Source organism: Microbacterium sp. Mcb102 (assembly GCF_024519805.1).
GTDB lineage: Bacteria > Actinomycetota > Actinomycetes > Actinomycetales > Microbacteriaceae > Microbacterium.
This window is the reverse complement of the sequence record NZ_JALJRG010000001.1, coordinates 1,145,150-1,164,247: the sequence shown is the minus strand read 5'-3', so window position 1 is coordinate 1,164,247 and position 19,098 is coordinate 1,145,150. Positions and strand designations below refer to the sequence as shown.

The 19,098-nt window shown below is 66.5% G+C and carries 16 protein-coding genes and 1 pseudogene; 12 read left to right on the top strand and 5 right to left on the bottom strand.

All coding sequences use genetic code 11. The features are described 5' to 3' along the window. The first annotated feature begins 7 nt into the window (after window positions 1-7). The 7 genes from OC372_RS05645 (at window position 8) to OC372_RS05615 (ending at window position 9,359) form a co-directional block, all read left to right on the top strand. The gene (locus OC372_RS05645) at window positions 8-613 is read left to right on the top strand and encodes an RNA polymerase sigma factor (RefSeq protein ID WP_262001149.1); all 606 of its coding nucleotides are present in this window, start codon (window positions 8-10) and stop codon (window positions 611-613) included. Window positions 614-635: 22 nt separating this feature from the next. After that, window positions 636-1,664, top strand: a complete 1,029-nt coding sequence (locus OC372_RS05640; protein ID WP_262001148.1) for a hypothetical protein — start codon at window positions 636-638, stop codon at window positions 1,662-1,664. A gap of 62 nt (window positions 1,665-1,726) precedes the next feature. Further along, window positions 1,727-5,245, top strand: coding sequence for a DNA polymerase III subunit alpha (gene dnaE / locus OC372_RS05635; protein ID WP_262001147.1), 3,519 nt, complete (start codon window positions 1,727-1,729; stop codon window positions 5,243-5,245). 70 nt (window positions 5,246-5,315) lie between these two features. After that, window positions 5,316-6,524, top strand: coding sequence for a hypothetical protein (locus OC372_RS05630; RefSeq protein ID WP_262001146.1), 1,209 nt, complete (start codon window positions 5,316-5,318; stop codon window positions 6,522-6,524). A 1-nt stretch (window position 6,525) separates the two neighbouring features. Further along, window positions 6,526-7,830: a histidinol dehydrogenase gene (hisD, locus tag OC372_RS05625; RefSeq protein WP_262001145.1), complete on the top strand. Its 1,305-nt coding sequence runs from the start codon at window positions 6,526-6,528 to the stop codon at window positions 7,828-7,830. A gap of 10 nt (window positions 7,831-7,840) precedes the next feature. Further along, on the top strand, window positions 7,841-8,311 hold the full coding sequence (gene nrdR, locus OC372_RS05620; RefSeq protein WP_105710179.1) for a transcriptional regulator NrdR: 471 nt from the start codon (window positions 7,841-7,843) through the stop codon (window positions 8,309-8,311). Window positions 8,312-8,321: 10 nt separating this feature from the next. Continuing rightward, window positions 8,322-9,359 (top strand): quinone-dependent dihydroorotate dehydrogenase, encoded by a 1,038-nt coding sequence (locus tag OC372_RS05615; protein WP_262001144.1) that lies wholly within the window; start codon window positions 8,322-8,324, stop codon window positions 9,357-9,359. Here OC372_RS05615 and OC372_RS05610 read toward each other — a convergent pair. Continuing rightward, window positions 9,334-9,906 (bottom strand): annotated as a pseudogene (locus OC372_RS05610) (DUF3043 domain-containing protein). The gene OC372_RS05615 and the pseudogene OC372_RS05610 sit on opposite strands and share 26 nt — an antisense overlap. 45 nt (window positions 9,907-9,951) lie before the next feature. Between OC372_RS05610 and OC372_RS05605 the strand changes: the two are divergent. The 5 genes from OC372_RS05605 to OC372_RS05585 all read left to right on the top strand — a co-directional run bounded on the left by OC372_RS05605 (window position 9,952) and on the right by OC372_RS05585 (window position 15,005). Continuing rightward, window positions 9,952-11,355 (top strand): dipeptidase, encoded by a 1,404-nt coding sequence (locus OC372_RS05605; RefSeq protein WP_262001143.1) that lies wholly within the window; start codon window positions 9,952-9,954, stop codon window positions 11,353-11,355. Between the two features lie 70 nt (window positions 11,356-11,425). After that, window positions 11,426-11,788, top strand: coding sequence for an iron-sulfur cluster insertion protein ErpA (gene erpA, locus OC372_RS05600; RefSeq protein WP_029261583.1), 363 nt, complete (start codon window positions 11,426-11,428; stop codon window positions 11,786-11,788). A gap of 139 nt (window positions 11,789-11,927) precedes the next feature. Continuing rightward, a complete protein-coding gene (gene coxB / locus OC372_RS05595; protein ID WP_029261584.1) occupies window positions 11,928-12,830 on the top strand; it encodes a cytochrome c oxidase subunit II in 903 nt (300 codons plus the stop codon). Window positions 12,831-12,833: 3 nt separating this feature from the next. Continuing rightward, window positions 12,834-14,567: a cytochrome c oxidase subunit I gene (gene ctaD, locus OC372_RS05590; protein WP_029261585.1), complete on the top strand. Its 1,734-nt coding sequence runs from the start codon at window positions 12,834-12,836 to the stop codon at window positions 14,565-14,567. A gap of 3 nt (window positions 14,568-14,570) precedes the next feature. After that, entirely contained in the window at window positions 14,571-15,005 is a 435-nt protein-coding gene (locus OC372_RS05585) for a cytochrome c oxidase subunit 4 (protein WP_029261586.1), read from the top strand. Between the two features lie 198 nt (window positions 15,006-15,203). On the opposite strand, the gene OC372_RS05580 is transcribed toward OC372_RS05585, so the two are convergent. The 4 genes from OC372_RS05580 to OC372_RS05565 form a co-directional block, all read right to left on the bottom strand. Next, entirely contained in the window at window positions 15,204-15,719 is a 516-nt protein-coding gene (locus OC372_RS05580; protein ID WP_262001142.1) for a GNAT family N-acetyltransferase, read from the bottom strand. Between the two features lie 2 nt (window positions 15,720-15,721). Continuing rightward, complete coding sequence (locus tag OC372_RS05575; protein WP_262001141.1) at window positions 15,722-16,129, bottom strand: RidA family protein; 408 nt, start codon at window positions 16,127-16,129, stop codon at window positions 15,722-15,724. Window positions 16,130-16,208: 79 nt separating this feature from the next. Then, window positions 16,209-18,020: a cytochrome b gene (locus OC372_RS05570; protein ID WP_105710174.1), complete on the bottom strand. Its 1,812-nt coding sequence runs from the start codon at window positions 18,018-18,020 to the stop codon at window positions 16,209-16,211. Continuing rightward, the gene (locus tag OC372_RS05565; RefSeq protein ID WP_029261591.1) at window positions 18,017-19,093 is read right to left on the bottom strand and encodes a ubiquinol-cytochrome c reductase iron-sulfur subunit; all 1,077 of its coding nucleotides are present in this window, start codon (window positions 19,091-19,093) and stop codon (window positions 18,017-18,019) included. The genes OC372_RS05570 and OC372_RS05565 overlap by 4 nt, the downstream gene beginning before the upstream one ends. Window positions 19,094-19,098 lie beyond the last annotated feature (5 nt).

Below are 19,098 nucleotides of genomic sequence, written 5' to 3'. Positions count from 1 at the left end.
ACTCAGTGTGAGCACGGACAGCGAGATCATCCAGCGGTCGCTCGAAGAACCCGGAGTCTTCTCCGAGATCTTCGAGCGGCACGTCCGACCCGTCGGAGGCTACCTCCGGCGACGGGTCGGGGCGGACGCCGTCGACGACGTCCTGAGCGAGACGTTCCTCGTCGCCTTCCGACGGCGTTCGTCGTTCGACCTCGAGACGGAGTCGGCGCGGCCCTGGCTGCTCGGCATCGCGACCAGGGTGGTGAAGAGCCATCGTGCTGCGGAAGCGCGGCAGTGGCGGGCGTTCGAAGCCTCGGCATCAGCGGAGGAAGTCGCCGTGGAGACTCCGCAGGTCGCATCCGAGTCGCGGATCGATGCCGATGCCGCTCTGCGGGCGCTGGCCCCGCGGATCGCGACCCTCGCGGCGAAGGATCGCGACACCTTGCTGCTGCATGCGTGGGGCGATCTCACGTATGAGCAGATCGCCGCTGCGCTGGGCGTGCCGGTCGGAACCGTTCGGTCCCGACTGAATCGCGTTCGTCGCAAGCTCGCGCCGCCCGGTTCGCACGGAGCAGCTCGACTGACATGGATGGCGAAGGAGGAGAGCGATGCAGCTTATGGAACAAGTTCGTGAGATCGGGATCGATGAGTCCCGTGTGAATGATGACACCGTTCTCGCAGCGCGGCAGGCGTTGACGCGAGAGATGGCGCGGAGTGCGCGTCCGGAGCGCGCGAGGTCGTCGCGACGACGCACATGGGCCGGCATCGGTCTCGGGGGTCTCGTGGCCGGAGCGGCCGTGGCCACGATCGTGGTCGGCTCTGTCATCGCGCCACCGGACGCACCCGACGCGGCCGCAGCCGAAGTGCTGGAGCGTGCGTCAGCGGTGACGTTCGATGCGCAGGACACGACACTCGTCGCCGGCCAGTACCTGCGGATCGAGACCGTCGGTGAGTACCTCCATTTCTGGAAGGCCGAATGGGCCGATGACGATGACGAGAACACGTTCGCGTTCAACGTCTCGCGAGACGGTGCCGACGCCGCCGTGCTGGAGCGGGACACGCGCGTGCTCTACGTCCCGGCCGACCGGGCCGGTGACTGGTTCTACGACTGGGGCTCCTCCGAGGTCGTGGACTCCTTCGGACCCCGTGGCGCGGAGGCGGTGCGGGAGTGGTCATCCTCGCCCGGCTCCGCGATTCGTGGACGCGGCACGATCGAGACGCTCCCGGCGGGCGAGTACCTCGCCGTGGGAGGCGACGAACCGCCGATGCCGTACCTGGCGGACGGATACCGTCCGTACTACTCCGAGATGCCGAGGGATCCTCAGAAGCTGCTCGACTGGCTCCGCGCGCAGTCGGGGATGACGGGGGAGGAGGGGGACCGCTGGCTCGTGGCGAGTCTCAGCGACCCGTCGGCGATCAACCTGATGCCGGCCGACCTGCGCTCGGCGTTCTTCCTCGCGATCGCGCTGATCCCCGGATTCGAGGTGGTGGCGGAGGAGGGTTCGACGGCGACGCTGCAGTACGTCGTTCCCGGCCACCGGACGACGGAGATCGCGATCGATACCGAGCAGGGCCTCGTCGACTCGATCTCGGAGAATTACGGAAGCGGAGGACCTGCAGGCGACACGGTCGACTCCGTCACCACGGTGCGCACCTCCGTCGTGGACTCCGCGCCCCAGGGCTAGCGGCCGAGGCTGAGCCCCGACACCGACCTGCGGTGTCGGGGCTCAGCCGTAGACTCGAAGGCATGGCATCCGACTCCTTCGTCCACCTTCATGTGCACAGCGAGTACTCCATGTTGGACGGTGCGGCGAAGATCAATGCGATGACCCAGGCTGCCGCCGATTACGGCATGCCGGCCATCGCGGTGACCGATCACGGCAACACCTTCGCGGCGTTCGAGTTCTACAACGCGGCGCGGAATGCGGGCATCAAGCCCATCATCGGGCTCGAGGCGTACATGACGCCGGGCACACACCGCAGCGACAAGACGCGCGTGCAGTGGGGCTCGCCCGACCAGAAGAGCGACGACGTCTCCGGCTCGGGCGCTTACACCCACATGACGATGTGGAGCCAGAGCACCCAGGGCATGCACAACCTCTTCCGGATCAGTTCACGGTCGAGCATGGAGGGCTACTACTTCAAGCCCCGCATGGACCGCGAGCTGCTCCAGACCTATGGCAAGGGCATCATCGCGACGACGGGGTGCCCGTCTGGCGAAGTGCAGACGCGGCTCCGGCTGGGGCAGTACGACGCGGCACGGGCGGCGGCGGCAGAGTTCCAGGACATCTTCGGCAAGGAGAACTACTTCGCCGAGATCATGGACCACGGTCTCTCCATCGAGCGTCGGGTGATGACCGATCTGCTCCGCCTCGCGAAAGACCTGAACATCCCGCTGGTCGCGACCAACGACTCGCACTACACGCATCAGCACGAGGCCGATGCGCACGAGGCTCTGCTGTGCGTGCAGTCGGGCTCCACCATGGACGACCCGAACCGCTTCAAGTTCGACGGCGACGGCTATTACATCAAGACCGCCGCGGAGATGCGGCAGCTGTTCCGCGATCACCCCGAGGCCTGCGACAACACTCTGTTGATCGCCGAGCGCTGCGAGGTCGAGTTCGACACCTCGGCGAACTACATGCCGCGGTTCCCGGTGCCGGACGGCGAGACCGAAGACAGCTGGCTCATCAAAGAGGTCGAGGCGGGCCTGCACTACCGGTACCCGGGTGGCATCCCCGACAAGGTGCGCAAGCAGGCCGAGTACGAGACCGGCATCATCCTGCAGATGGGCTTCCCCGGGTACTTCCTGGTCGTCGCCGACTTCATCAACTGGGCCAAGGACAACGGCATCCGCGTCGGTCCCGGACGTGGCTCCGGTGCCGGTTCCATGGTCGCGTACGCGATGAAGATCACCGACCTCGACCCCCTCGAGCACGGCCTGATCTTCGAGCGCTTCCTGAACCCCGACCGCGTCTCGATGCCCGACTTCGACGTCGACTTCGATGATCGCCGTCGTGGCGAGGTCATCGACTACGTCACGGAGAAGTACGGCTCGGAGCGCGTCGCCCAGATCGTCACCTACGGCACCATCAAGTCCAAGCAGGCGCTGAAGGATGCGGGCCGCGTGCTCGGCTTCCCGTTCAGCATGGGGGAGCGTCTGACCAAGGCGATGCCGCCGCCCGTCATGGGCAAGGACATGCCCCTCGACGGTATGTTCGACTCGGCGCACCCGCGGTACAAAGAGGCGAGCGAGTTCCGTGCGCTGATCGAGACCGACCCCGAGGCGAAGACGGTCTTCGACCGCGCGCTCGGTCTCGAAGGTCTGAAGCGTCAATGGGGCGTGCACGCCGCCGGCGTGATCATGTCGTCCGACCCGCTGCTCGACATCATCCCGATCATGAAGCGGGAGCAGGACGGTCAGATCGTCACGCAGTTCGACTATCCGTCGTGCGAGTCGCTCGGCCTGATCAAGATGGACTTCCTGGGGCTCCGTAACCTCACGATCATCTCCGACGCGCTCGACAACATCCGCACGAACCGTGGCGAGGAGCTCGACCTCGAGCACCTCGGCCTCGATGATCCCGGGGTGTACGAACTGCTCGCGCGCGGCGACACCCTGGGTGTCTTCCAGCTCGACAGTCCGCCGCTGCGCTCGCTGATGCGCCTCATGAAGCCCGACAACTTCGGTGACATCTCGGCCCTCATCGCCCTCTACCGCCCTGGCCCCATGGGAGCGAACTCCCACACGAACTACGCGCTGCGCAAGAACGGTCTACAGGAGATCACGCCGATCCACCCTGAACTCGAGGAGGCTCTGGCGGAGATCCTGGAGGAGTCCTACGGCCTCATCATCTACCAGGAGCAGGTGATGGCGATCGCTCAGGCGGTGGCCGGATTCAGCCTCGGACAAGCAGACATCCTGCGCCGAGCGATGGGAAAGAAGAAGAAGTCCGAGCTCGACAAGCAGTACGAGGGCTTCGCGGGGGGCATGAAGCAGCGCGGATTCGGAGAGGCGGCGATCAAGGCCCTCTGGGACATCCTGCTTCCGTTCTCGGACTACGCGTTCAACAAAGCCCACTCCGCCGCGTACGGCCTCGTGTCGTACTGGACCGCCTACCTCAAGGCGCACTATCCCGCCGAGTACATGGCGGCACTGCTGACCAGCGTCGGTGACTCGAAAGACAAGATGGCGCTGTACCTCAACGAGTGCCGTCGCATGGGCATCAAGGTGCTCCCTCCCGACGTGTCCGACTCGATCAACTACTTCGCGGCCGTCGACGATGACATCCGCTTCGGTCTCGGCGCTGTGCGCAACGTCGGCAGCAATGTCGTCGACGGCATCGTGCGGGCTCGAAAGGACGAGCGGTTCACCTCGTTCCATCACTTCCTCGACAAAGTCCCTCTGCACGTCTCGAACAAGCGCACCGTCGAATCGCTGATCAAAGCCGGTGCCTTCGACTCGATGGGGGACTCGCGGCGGGCTCTCATGGAGGTACACGAGGACGCGGTCGAGGCAGCCGTCGACCGTAAGCGCAATGAGGCCCAGGGAGCGATCGGTTTCGATTTCGACAGCCTCTACGACGGCATGGAAGAGGCAGCTCCCGCCAAGGTGCCCGCCCGCCCGGAGTGGATCAAGAAGGACAAGCTCGCCTTCGAGCGGGAGATGCTCGGCCTCTACGTCTCCGATCACCCGCTCGCGGGCCTCGAGGTCCCGCTGGCCAAGCACGCGTCGATCTCGATCCACGACCTCAACAACTCCGAGGACCTTCAGGACGGCGATCAGGTGACGGTCGCCGGACTCGTGACCAGCGTGCAGCACCGCGTCGCCAAGGCCAGCGGAAACCCCTACGGCATGATCACGGTCGAGGACTTCAACGGCGAGGTGACCGTGATGTTCATGGGGAAGACCTACACCGAGTTCCAGCACACGCTGCAGCAGGATGCGATCCTCGCTGTCCGCGGACGAGTCTCCCGACGTGACGACGGGCTCAACCTGCACGCCCAATCGGCGTTCGCGCCCGACATCGGCTCGTTCGATGCGGCGGGTCCGCTGTCGCTCGTCCTCGCCGAGCAGCGCGCGACGGAGCGGGTGATGACCGAGCTCGCCGAGGTGCTTCGCCGCCACAACGGCGATACCGAAGTGCTGCTCCGCGTGCATCGAGGGGGGACCGCGAAGGTCTTCGAAGTGCCGATGCCGGTCAAGGTCTCCGCAGACCTCTTCGGTGACCTCAAGTCACTGCTCGGACCCACCTGTCTGGGGTGAGCGGGTAGGATCGTGAGCCGTCGGCAGCACGACGAACACCCCCGTCGAGCACTGTGACGAAAGGACCACCATGAGTACGGACACCTCCGAACCCGACCTTCCCGAGTCGGACCCCGAGGACTCGATCTTCAGCGACGACGACGGCGTGCTCTACGACGACGAGGTGACTCCGGAATTCGGCATTCTCGGATTCACGCTGCGTGAACTGCTGATCGTGGGCGTATGGGTGGTGGCCTTCGTGCTGTCCTTCTTCCCGCTGACCGGCGGCCTCTCGCTCTGGGGGATCGGTATCCAGTGGATCCTCCCCATCGCGCTTCCCACCGTGGCCGTCTTCCTGCTGGTGCTGCGCCGCTTCTCGCCGGATGGCATCCGCCGAGTGGGCTCGCTGGGCATCGACCAGTTCGCCTCCGTGGCGTTCTCCGTCGCGGCCGTCGTCTGGGTCGGGAATCTGTGGCTCTCGATCTCCGGGCTGATCGCCACCGGCTACTGGGGGCTCCCGTGGAACGGCGTGGGGATGGTCATCACGTCTCTCGCGCTGGTCGTGCTCACGGTCTTCGCCCCGATCATTCCGGGTCTCAAGGAGGACTTCCACGGCCGCCTCGTCACGCTCGCGCATCGCAATGCGAATCCGGTGCGCCCGGTCATCGCGCGCCCGCGCCCCGAGCCCGCTCCCGTCGCCGAGTCGACCGTTTCCCCCAGCAGCACCGAGCCCGAGGTCACCGTCGATGCGTCAGGGCTGCCCCCGGTGACCGGCCTCGACATCGAGACGACCGGGCGACAGGCGACTGACGAGATCGCCCGACTCGACCTCGCGGAGCAGGTACCTCTCACGGCGCATGCCTCCGGCGGTGGCGTCGGGACCGACCAGGACGCCTCCGACGAGGACTATGTGCCCGCCTACTCCCGTCGATCCCGTGGACAGGAGCCCGAGATCGTCTCGGACACCGGAAGCATCGAGTCGCTGCTCGAGACCGCAGCGACCTACGAGACCGGCGATGTCCTGGCCGAAGCGGAGCCCCGCATCGTCGAGGGCTTCGCCGACGCCGACGCTGATCTCGACGCGACGAATCCTCGCGAGGCGGCTCCCGCCGCGCAGCCGTTCTGGATCCTCGCCGCCTCCGAACGGGATGTGCATGACGAGCGAGGAGAACCGCTGTTCCGCATCGGGCCGAGTGCCTGGGCCCTCGTGATCGAGGACCGTGGAGGTGCGTACGTCGTCCGACATGACGACGGACGGATCGGCTACCTCCACGACATCTCCGACATCTCGAAGGGCTGAAATGCGCACGATCGATCTGCGGGGGCGCGAGCTCTCGCCCGCTGACATGCTCGCGGCCGTGCCGCGCGCCACGCAGGCTCGGGCGGAGGCGCTCGACACCGCCGCCCGGATCGTCGAGGACGTGCGCGTTCGCGGTGAGGCCGCTCTCCGTGAGCAGGCGGAGCAGTTCGACCGGGTGACGGGCCACGAGGTGCGGGTTCCCGCCGCGCACATCGCCGACGCCCTCGCATCCATCGAGCCCCCCGTCCGCGCTGCGCTCGAAGAGGCGATCGTGCGCGTGCGCCGTGGGTCCGAGGCCCAGGTGCCGGCGCCTCAGACCACCGAGATCGGCCCTGGGGCGCGCATTCTGCAGCGGTGGCAGCCCGTGCACCGCGTGGGCGTCTACATTCCCGGCGGCAAGGCGGTCTACCCGTCGAGCGTGATCATGAACGTGGTTCCCGCGCAGGTGGCGGGCGTCGAGCAGATCGCTCTGGCGTCTCCACCGCAGGCCGATCAGGGCGGTCGGATCCATCCGACGATCCTTGCGGCCGCCGCCCTGTTGGGCGTCACCGAGGTCTACGCCATGGGGGGAGCCGGCGCGATCGGCGCCTTCGCACATGGCGTTCCGTCGCTCGGCCTCGACCCCGTCGACGTGGTCTCCGGCCCGGGGAACAACTATGTCGCGTCTGCGAAGCGGGCCGTCGCCGGCGTCGTCGGGACGGATTCCGAGGCCGGTGCGACCGAGATCCTCGTCGTGGCCGATGCCGATGCCGATGCGAGACTCATCGCTGCGGATCTGGTCAGCCAGGCGGAGCACGATGAACAGGCTTCCGCCGTCCTGGTGACGGATGCTGCCGGGCTCGCGGATCAGGTCGCCGTCGAGGTCGAGCGGATGGCGGCGGTCACACGCCACAGCGAGCGTGTCGGGGCGGCTCTGAGCGGTCCGCAATCCGCGATCGTCCTCGTCGACGACCGTGCCATGGCGACGGCTTTCAGCAACGCCTACGCTCCGGAGCACCTCGAGCTGCACCTCGCCGACGCCGCAGATGCGGCGGCGGCGTTCACCAGCGCGGGTGCCGTCTTCGTCGGCGACCAGACTCCCGTCAGCCTCGGTGACTACATGGCGGGAAGCAACCACGTGCTCCCGACCGGTGGTCAGGCGCGGTATGCGCCCGGTCTCGGGTCCTACACGTTCCTGCGCCCGCAGCAGGTCATCTCGTATGATCGCGCGGCGCTGTCAGTCGTTCGCGCCGGTGTCGTGGCCCTCGCCGAAACCGAGGTGCTCCCGGCACACGGCGAGGCGATCGAGGCGCGTTTCACGGCGTAGGATCGGTCAGATGCACTGCCCCTTCTGTCGTCATCCCGACTCCCGTGTCATCGACTCGCGCACCAGCGACGACGGGCTGTCGATCAGACGCCGCCGCCAGTGCCCGGAATGCGGGGGCCGGTTCACCACGACCGAGACGGCGAGCCTCAACGTCATCAAGCGCTCCGGCGTCATGGAGCCGTTCAGCCGCGAGAAGGTCATCTCCGGCGTGCGCAAGGCCTGTCAGGGGCGGCCGGTGACCGAGGCCGACCTCGCGATCCTCGCGCAGCGTGTGGAGGAGGCGGTTCGCCAGACCGGTGTCTCGCAGCTCGACGCGAACGAGATCGGTCTCGCCATCCTGGGCCCGTTGCGTGAGCTCGACGAGGTCGCGTTCCTCCGCTTCGCCAGCGTCTACCAGGCGTTCGACTCGCTCGAGGACTTCGAGGCAGCGATCACCGATCTGCGGGCCGACCACACGAAGCAGGAGTCCGCGGAGCGGTAATCTGGCAGGGATGTATCCGCTGCTCTTCCGCGCTGTCCTCTCGCGCTTCGACCCCGAGTTCGCCCACCACGCCGGCATGGCGGTGATCCGCGTTCTCGGCGTGCGCCCCCTCTCCTGGGTGACGCGTGCCATGACGCACCCGGACCCATCGCTGCGTGTCGAGGCTCTCGGTCTCACCTTCCCCTCGCCGTTCGGCATCGCGGCCGGGTTCGATAAGAACGCGGTCGGGGTGCGGGGCCTGGCAGCTCTCGGCTTCGGGCACGTGGAGGTCGGCACGCTCACCGCGATCCCGCAGGAGGGCAACCCCAAGCCGCGTCTGTTCCGTCTCATCGCCGATCGTGCCGTCATCAACCGGATGGGCTTCAACAACGCGGGCGCGGACGCGGCAGCGCGCCGTCTGGCCCGTCTGCGCCGTGGAGCGCCCGACACGGTGGTCGGCGTCAACATCGGCAAGAGTCGGGTGGTGGACGTGGAGAACGCGACGGCCGACTACGTGGCTTCCGCGACTCGTCTCGCCCCGCTCGCCGACTACCTCGCCGTGAACGTGTCGTCTCCCAACACGCCGGGGCTGCGCGGGCTGCAGGCGGTGGAGACCCTCGCCCCGCTCTTGCGGGCGGTCAAGCAGGCCTCCGGTGCCACGCCGCTGCTCGTGAAGATCGCCCCGGACCTTCCGGACGAGGAGATCGCAGCGATCGCGCAGCTGGCAGTGGTCGAAGGACTCGCCGGCATCATCGCGAACAACACGACCATCAGCCGAGACGGCCTGCTTTCGGATGCGGCGAAGGTCGAGGCCGCCGGCGCCGGTGGTCTGTCGGGGGCGCCGTTGAAGCAGCGCTCGCTCGAGGTGCTGCGCGTCGTGCGAGGCGCGGTTCCCGCCGACTTCTGCGTGATCGCGGTCGGCGGTGTCGAGACCGCTGCAGACGTGCAGGAGCGTCTGGAAGCCGGCGCCACTCTCGTGCAGGGTTACACGGCGTTCCTGTACCGCGGTCCGTTCTGGGGCCGCGAGATCAACAGGGGACTGATCAGTCGGGGTACTGCCCGCGCTTGACCTGCGGCTTCGGCAAGCGCATGAATCGCATCTGCAGGGCCCGCATCGCCGCGTACCAGCCGAGACCGCGCTCGAGACGCTCCTTGCCGAACTTCGCCGCAGCCTTGCGCTTGACCCGCATGGCCAGCAGGACCATGCCGCCGATCGCGATCACCAGGTAGCCCATCATCACCAGGTACGCGTAGAACGAGATCATCATGTTCGTGGGCAGCAGCGAGGCGAGGATGACCAGCACCATGACGCCCATCACGAACTCGGCCGGGTGCCAGCCCGCATCGACGTAGTCGCGCACCCAGCGGCGCTGAGGCCCCTTGTCGCGGACGGGGAGGTACTTCTCCTCGCCGGCGGCCATGCCGGCCTGTGCCTTGGCTCGGCGCTCGTTGAGCTCGGCCTTGGCGGCGGCTTTGGCCTCTTTGGTGTTGGCGACCAGGGGGCGGCGGCGGGCAGCCTCCTGCTCCGCACGGGTCGGCGTCGCGCGCCCCTTTCAGACGGCGGGCGTCTCGGGGGCGTCGTCGTTCGTCGAAGGGGAGACAGGGGTAGTGGCCACGGAGTTCCTCGGTTCGCTGCGGGGGATCACCTTAAGATTACTCGCATGACCTCTCCTGTTCCTCCCCGTGAGCCCGATGCCGCCGTCCTCGAGGCTGTGGCGACCGGTATCCCCTCCGCGTTGTCGGACCTCGGCCACCTCGTGCGCATCCCGGGAATGGCCTGGCCCGCGTTCGATCAGACCCAGCTGGAGCGCAGCGCGGAAGCCGTGGCTGCGCTGGCCTCGGACACCGGTGTCTTCGACGAGGTGCGTGTGCTCCGTGCCGCGATCCCGGGCACCGATGAGCAGGGACAGCCGGCAGTCCTCGCCACGCGCGCGGCCCGCAACGGCAAGCCGACGATCCTGCTCTACGCGCACCACGACGTGCAGCCTCCCGGTGATGACGCCCTCTGGGAGACCCCGCCGTTTGAGCCGACGGTCCGTGGCGGGCGTCTGTACGGACGCGGCGCCGCAGACGACAAGGCGGGGATCATGGCGCACATCGCGTCGATCCGAGCCGTACACGAGGTGCTGGGGGACGACCTCGACCTCGGTATCGCGATGTTCATCGAGGGGGAGGAGGAGTACGGGTCTCGTTCCTTCGCTCAGTTCCTCTCCGACAACAAGGAGGCGCTCCGCGCGGACGCCATCGTCGTCGCCGACTCCGGCAACTGGGATTCGGTCACCCCGGGCCTCACCGTCTCGCTTCGCGGGAACGCGCGCTTCACGCTGCGCGTGCGCACCCTCGATCACGCGTCCCACTCGGGGATGTTCGGGGGAGCGGTGCCCGACGCGATGATGTCGACCGTGAAGCTGCTCTCCACGCTGTGGAACTCCGACGGATCGGTGGCGGTGGCGGGGATGACTGAGCGCGATGCGCCCACTCCCGATTACACCGAGGCGACACTCCGTGACGAGGCAGGGCTCCTGCCCGGCACCACTCCGATCGGTGACGGCACGATCCTCAGCCGGATCTGGAACAAGCCCGCGGTGACGGTGATCGGCATCGACGCGACGAGCGTGGCGGCGGCATCCAACACCCTGCTTCCCGAGGTCACGGTCGTGATCAGCGCTCGTGTCGCGCCCGGGCAGACGGGGCAGGCCGCGTATGACGCCCTCGAGAGCCACCTGCGGGCTCACGCTCCGTTCGGCGCGGAGCTCACCTTCTCGGATGTCGACCTGGGGGATGGCTTCCTCGTCGACACCAGCGGCTGGGCGGTGCAGCTCACGCGCGACGCGATGCACGACGGCTACGGGGTTCCGCCGGTGGACCTGGGCGTCGGCGGTTCGATCCCGTTCATCGCCGACCTGGTGCGGGAGTTCCCGGCCGCGCAGATCCTCGTCACCGGTGTCGAGGACCCGCATTCGCGGGCGCACAGCCCCAACGAGTCGCTGCACCTCGACACCTTCCGCCATGCGGTCGCGACCGAGGCGCTGCTGCTCACCCGCATGAATGCTGCAGAACTCTGAGCCTCACAGGATCTGCGGCGGTAGAATCGTCCGAGAAGCCGTGCCCCTGCGGCCCGTCACAAGGAGCGACATGAGCGACACCACACTCTCCCCAGAGACCACCCGCGCACACGGCGTCACCCTGACCGACGCTGCCGCCGTCAAGGTGAAGAACCTCCTCGAGCAGGAAGGCCGCGACGATCTCCGTCTTCGCGTCGCCGTGCAGCCCGGCGGATGCTCGGGCCTGATCTACCAGCTGTACTTCGACGAGCGCTACCTCGAAGGCGACGAGACCGTCGACTTCGACGGCGTCGAGGTGATCATCGACAACATGAGCGTCCCGTACCTCGACGGTGCGGCGATCGACTTCAAGGACACGATCTCCGAGCAGGGGTTCACGATCGACAACCCCAACGCAGCGGGCAGCTGCGCCTGCGGCGACAGCTTCCACTGATCGTCCGTCTGCCGAACGGCCGCCGTCACCATGGGTGACGGCGGCCGTTCCGCTTTCGGAACCTGCGTGGTTGGCATGAATCAGGTGTGAGGTTGCCCTAGACTTGGGTGTGCTCTGTTCGCGATCTGAAAGGTGCATCGTGCCCTCGAAACGCAGCCTTCGTTGGGCCGCACTCCCTGTGGGAGTCGTGGCAGCCTTGGCCCTGGCGGGATGTTCTCCCACCGAGCTGAACGGCTTTCTTCCGGGCTTCGTGGAGGGTGGCCCCGCAGCCACCAATCAGACCGAGCGCGTCTCCTCGCTCTGGGTGAACTCCTGGATCGTGCTTCTCGCCGTCGGCATCATCACCTGGGGCCTGATGGCCTGGGCCGCGATCGCGTACCGTCGCCGCAAGGGCCAGACCGGCCTCCCGGTGCAGATGCGCTACAACATGCCGATCGAGATCTTCTACACGATCGTGCCGCTCATCCTCGTGCTGGGTATGTTCTTCTTCACCGCTCGTGATCAGACCGAGATCGAGGCCAAGTGGGACGAGCCCGACGTCGAGATCACCGCGATCGCCAAGCAGTGGGCGTGGGACTTCCAGTACGACGGTGAAGAGGAAGACAACTCCGACGCCGTGTGGACGATGGGCATCCAGGCCCAGCCCGACGCCGAAGGCAACATCGATCAGTCGCAGCTGCCGACGCTGGTTCTGCCGGTCGACAAGAAGGTCACGATCGACCTGCAGTCGCGCGACGTCATCCACTCTTTCTGGATCATCGACTTCCTCTACAAGAAGGACATGTTCATCGGGAAGGACAACTCCTGGTCGTTCATCCCCACCCGTGAGGGCGAGTACGCCGGCAAGTGTGCCGAGCTCTGCGGTGAGTATCACTCGATGATGCTCTTCAACGTCAAGGTCGTCTCTCAGGACGACTACGACGCGTACCTCGAGTCGCTCGAGGAGAAGGGCAACACGGGCGACATCACCGACGCGTACGACCGTCTCTCGAACTTCCCGGGGACGACCCCGAAGACCGACACCGAGGAAGGAGGGGAGTAAGTCATGTCGACCACAGAAGCTCCCCGTACCGACGAGACTCCCCAGTCGCGTCCGACCACTCTGCCCGCCCGCCAGGCCGCTCTCATGAGCTCCTCGCGCGTGGAGCAGAAGGGCAACATCGTCGTCAAGTGGATCACCTCCACCGACCACAAGACCATCGGGTACATGTACCTGATCGCGTCCGTGCTGTTCTTCCTCCTCGGTGGCGTGATGGCCCTCGTCATCCGCGCCGAGCTGTTCGCGCCGGGCATGCAGATCGTCCCGACGAAGGAGCAGTACAACCAGCTGTTCACGATGCACGGCACGATCATGCTGCTGATGTTCGCGACGCCGCTCTTCGCGGGCTTCGCCAACGCGATCCTGCCGTTGCAGATCGGCGCCCCCGACGTGGCCTTCCCGCGTCTGAACGCGTTCGCCTTCTGGCTCTTCCTCTTCGGCTCGACCATCGCGGTCGCCGGCTTCCTCACCCCGCAGGGCGCGGCCTCCTTCGGATGGTTCGCCTATCAACCGCTGGCCGGTGCGTCGTTCTCGCCGGGCGCGGGTGGAAACCTCTGGATGGTCGGACTGGGCATCTCCGGTTTCGGAACCATCCTCGGTGCCGTCAACTTCATCACCACGATCATCACGATGCGCGCTCCCGGCATGACGATGTGGCGCATGCCGATCTTCTCCTGGAACACGCTCATCACGAGCCTGCTCATCCTGATGGCGTTCCCCGTGCTCGCGGCAGCGATCTTCGCCGCTGCAGCGGACCGCATCCTCGGCGCTCACATCTACGACCCCGCCAACGGCGGTGTCCTGCTGTGGCAGCACCTGTTCTGGTTCTTCGGCCACCCCGAGGTCTACATCATCGCTCTGCCGTTCTTCGGCATCGTGTCGGAGATCTTCCCGGTCTTCAGCCGTAAGCCGATCTTCGGATACAAGACGCTGGTCTACGCGACGATCGCGATCGCCGCTCTCTCCGTGGCCGTGTGGGCGCACCACATGTACGTGACCGGATCGGTGCTGCTGCCCTTCTTCGCCCTCATGACGATGCTCATCGCCGTGCCGACGGGGGTGAAGATCTTCAACTGGATCGGCACGCTCTGGCGAGGATCGGTGACCTTCGAGACTCCGATGGTCTTCGCACTCGGATTCCTCGTGTCGTTCGTCTTCGGCGGTCTGACCGGTGTCATCCTCGCGGCCCCGCCGCTGGACTTCGCGCTCTCCGACTCGTACTTCGTCGTCGCTCACTTCCACTACGTGGTGTTCGGCACCGTCGTGTTCGCCATGTTCGCCGGCTTCTACTTCTGGTGGCCGAAGTGGACCGGTCGCATGCTCAACGAGCGTCTCGGCTACGTGCACTTCTGGATGCTGTTCATCGGCTTCCACATGACGTTCCTCATCCAGCACTGGCTGGGTGTCGACGGCATGGTGCGCCGCTACGCGGACTACTCCGCAGCAGACGGCTGGACCTGGCAGAACCAGGTCTCCACGATCGGTGCGATCATCCTCGGCGCCTCGATGCTCCCGTTCTTCCTGAACGTGTGGATCACGGCCCGCAAGGCTCCGAAGGTCACGGTCAACGACCCGTGGGGCTACGGTGCTTCGCTCGAGTGGGCGACGTCGTGCCCGCCGCCGCGGCACAACTTCACGTCGATCCCGCGTATCCGCAGCGAGCGTCCCGCGTTCGACCTGAATCACCCGGAGGCTGCCGAGTTCGCGACCACGGCGCCCGGCGAGCGAGAGGCCCACTAAGTCATGCGCGACAACGTCATTCTCTGGTGGGTGCTGACAGCGTTCTTCGCCCTCGTCGGTGTCGTCTACACCGGCTGGCACATCCTGGTCACTCCGTCCGACAACTTCGCGATGCGGATCGAGTGGGTCGGCACTGTCGCCCTGTTCTTCGCAGCCTTCATGGCCGCGATGGTCGCGTTCTATCTCGATCGCACGCACAAGGCGCAGAACGGTGAGCTGCCGGAAGACATCCTGACGGCGGACATCGACGACGGTGACCCTGAGCTCGGCGAGTTCAGCCCGTGGTCCTGGTGGCCGATCGTGCTCGCGGCTTCGGCCGGTGTCTTCGTCGTCGGCCTTGCTGTCGGACACTTCCTGCTCCCGATCGGTCTCGCGATCTTCGTCGTCGCGATCGTCGGCTGGGTCTACGAGTACTACCGCGGCAACTTCGCCCGCTGAGACTTCTGAATAGAAGAAGGCCCCCGGATTCGTCCGGGGGCCTTCTTCGTGTACGCGCCAGTGGGTCGGTTCGTGTGCGGGCGGCGGGGATCTTCACGACCTCGTTCGGACCCGTGCGATGCCGGTCGGTGGGTCGACAGGACGGCAGTGCACACCGTCGGCGTTGCCCAGAGAGCGAATGCCGTCAGCGTCGACGCATCAGAGGGTGGCAGTCATCTGCACGCGAGGGCCGTATATGAAGAGCCCGAGGGCGGTCTCCGTGTCGATGAGGGAGCGGAGCAGAGCGGAGTCCGGCTCGGTCTCCGTGAAGCCGCAGGAGGCGTAGAACGGCGCGTTCCAGGGGACGTCACGGTAGGTGCGGAGGGTGATCGTACGATGTCCGCGGTCTCGGGTCTCAGAGAGCGCCGCCTGGACGAGCCGACGCCCGATCCCGCGCCGGCCGTACGTGGGCAGCACAGAGAGCTGCTCTAGATGAGCGTGCCCGTCGATCTCCAGGACGTGCACGAAGCCGACGGGGCCCGAAGAGGGGGCTGAGGCCTCGTGGGGCTCAGCGACGAGCACGAAGCCCGGCATCGAAGCGCGCTCCCGAGCAGTGGTCGGGGGCGGCCAGTCGACCGCGTCGAAACGATCGACGAGCAGAGCATCCGCCGCGGCTTCGATCTGTTCGGTCTCCGCGTCATCCGCCGGATGCGCAGGACGTACTCGGATCTCCATGGTCACTCTCCTGCGACGGCGGCGATGGCCTCGATCTCGACGAGCTGGTCATCGTAACCGAGCACCGTGACACCCAGGAGGGTGCTGGGGACATCGTGGTCGCCGAAGGCAGCGTGGACCACGTCCCACGCCGTGACGAGGTCGGCCTGCGCGGAGGAGGCCACCAGCACTCGTGTGCTGATGACATCGGTGAGGTCCGCGCCAGCGACGTCGAGTGCTGCCTCGAGCGTCTGCACGCATCGGGCCGCCTGAGCCGCGTAGTCGCCCGGTGCGGCGGTCGTCCCGTCGTCGTTCAGAGGGCAGGCTCCCGCGAGGAAGATGAAACGCGAACCCGCCGGTGCAGTGGCGGCATAGGCGTAGGGGGCGTCGGCGAGGGCAGGGGCGCGGATCAGCTGGACGGCAGATGACATGGTTCGATCCTCTCATTCACGGATTAACGATGAAGGCCCCGTCCGTGTGGACGAGGCCTTCATCGTGGGGGAGTGGCGACTACTCGCCATCCTCCTTCTTCTTGCGAGGCTTCTTCACCGGCTCGGTCGCGATGACCGTGCTGGGGGTGTTCGGCGTCTCGTCGACGTGTGTCTCATCGACCGTGAGCGGGGCATCAGGGAAGCCGGCGCGCTCGTGAGCGCCCTGGATCTCTGCGGCCTCGGTCTCATCGTTCTGAGCCGTGACGTGGTGCTGGTGCGCATCGGCTGCTTCGACCTCGGCCTGCGTGAGCGGGGCCAGACGATCTTCGAAGAACCATCGGGAGATCGAGGAACGGAGGTTCTCCGTCCACGGGATGCGGCCCTTGGCGTTCGGGCGAACCACGAGAGGCTCGTAGGAGTCGACATCGATGAGCTTCCAGCGGTCGTACTGGTCGACCGGCTGGTGGACCTCGATGAACTCGCCACCGGGGAGACGGACGATGCGCCCCGACTCGAAGCCGTGCAGTACGATCTCGCGGTCCTTCTTCTGCAGCGCGATGCAGATGCGCTTGGTGACGAAGTATCCGAGGATCGGGCCCAGGAAGAGCAACGCCTGCAGCGTGTGGATGACGCCTTCCATCGTGAGCATGAAGTGCGTCGCGATGAGATCGGACGATGCTGCAGCCCAGAGGACGGCGTAGAAGATGACGCCGGCGACGCCGATCGCGGTGCGCGTCGCCGCGTTGCGGGGACGCTGTGCGATGTGGTGCTCGCGCTTGTCGCCGGTGACCCACGCCTCGATGAACGGGTAGATCGCGACGACCACGATGAACAGGCCGAGCACAAGCACGGGAGCGATGATTCCGAAGGACCATGTGCGGTCGAGGAACACGATGTCCCAGTTCGACGGCGCCAGACGCAGAGCGCCGTCGGCGAAGCCGATGTACCAGTCCGGCTGCGTGCCGGCCGAGACAGGGGAGGGGTCGTACGGGCCGTAGTTCCAGATCGGGTTGATCTGGAAGAACGTCGCGATCATGACGATCACGCCGAACACGATGAACAGGTAGCCGCCCATCTTCGACATGTAGACCGGCATCATCGGGTAGCCCACGACGTTGTCGTTCGTGCGGCCGGGGCCCGCGAACTGCGTGTGCTTGTTGATGATCATCAGCATCAGGTGCACGACTATGAGCGCGATGACGAGCATCGGCAGCAACAGGATGTGCAGCGTGTACAGACGTCCGACGATGTCGGTCCCGGGGAACTCGCCGCCGAAGAGGAGGAACGAGGTCCAGGTGCCGATCAGGGGGAGACCCTTGATCATGCCGTCGATGATGCGGAGGCCGTTACCCGAGAGCAGGTCGTCGGGAAGCGAGTAGCCGGTGAAGCCCTCTGCCATCGCGAGGATGAACAGGACGAAGCCGATGACCCAGTTGAGCTCACGCGGCTTGCGGAACGCGCCGGTGAAGAACACGCGGAGCATGTGCACGCCGATGCCGGCGATGAACACGAGCGCCGCCCAGTGGTGGATCTGGCGGACCAGGAGCCCGCCGCGCAGGTCGAACGAGATGTGCAGCGATGACTCGAGCGCCGCCGACATCTCGATACCACGCATCGGCGCGTAGGCGCCGGTGTAGTGGGTCTCGACCATGGATGCCTGGAAGAAGAACGTCAGGAAGGTTCCGGAGAGGAACACGACGACGAAGCTCCACAGCGCGATCTCGCCGAGCATGAACGACCAGTGGTCGGGGAAGATCTTGCGTCCGAGCTCCTTGACGAAGCCGGAGAGGCTGGTGCGCTCGTCGATGTAGTTCGACGCGGCACCGACGAAGCGACCGCCGAGGGGCGCTTTGGTGTCCTTGTCCTCTTTGGACAGCGTTGCGGTGCTCAATGGCGCTCCCAGAAGCTCGGGCCGACGGGTTCCTTGAAGTCGCTGCGTGCGACCAGGTAGCCCTCGTCATCGACGGTGATGGGCAGCTGCGGCAGCGGACGAGCCGCCGGGCCGAAGATGACCTTGGCGTGGTCCGTGACGTCGAACTGCGACTGGTGGCACGGGCACAGCAGGTGGTGCGTCTGCTGCTCGTACAGAGCCACAGGGCATCCGACGTGCGTGCAGACCTTGGAATAGGCGACGATGCCGTCGTAGGACCAGTCCTTGCGGTCCTCGGCCTCGATCAGCTGCTCGGGGCGCAGACGCATCATCAGCACGATGGCCTTGGCCTTCTCCTCGAGGTAGCCGTCGTGGTGGCTGAGCGTCGCGAGCTCTTCGGGGATCACGTGGAACGCCGACCCGAGGGTCACGTCCGCGGCGCGGATCGGGGTGCCGTCGGGGTCGCGGACGAGGCGCGCACCCTTCTCCCACATCGTGTGCTTGAGGAGAACGACCGGGTCGCCCGCGGTGGGGTCATCCGGCGTCGAGTGCGGAGCGAGACCACGGAAGAGCGTGACGCCCGGGATGATCGAGGCGACGAGTGCGGCGAACAGCGAGTTGCGGATCACCGTGCGGCGTCCGAAACCGGACTCCTCGTTCGCGTCGGAGAAGGCCTGGATGGCCGCCTCGCGGGTCGCGTCCTTGCCACGAGTGGGGTGGCGGTGCTCGATGAACTCCTTGTCGGACATGAGCGCCTTGGACCAGTGGATCGCACCGATGCCGAGGGCCAGCAGCGCGAGGGCGATGCCGAGACCGATGAAGAGGTTGTTCTGCCGGATGTCGATGAGCGCGCCGCTCTCGATCGGGAACAGCATGTAGGCGGCGACCGCCCAGATGCTCCCGGCCAGCGAGAGGTAGAACAGCGTGTAGACAGTGCGGACAGCGGCCTTCTCAGCGCGCGGGTCCTTGTCGGTCATCCGCTCGCGGTGCGGCGGAAGCCCGGGGTTCTGCACGGGATCGCTGACTGCGACACCCAGCCCCGGAGAGGGCTGGTAGGCCCTGTCAAGAGCCTGCGAGTCGTCGTCGTGTGCCATGGTGC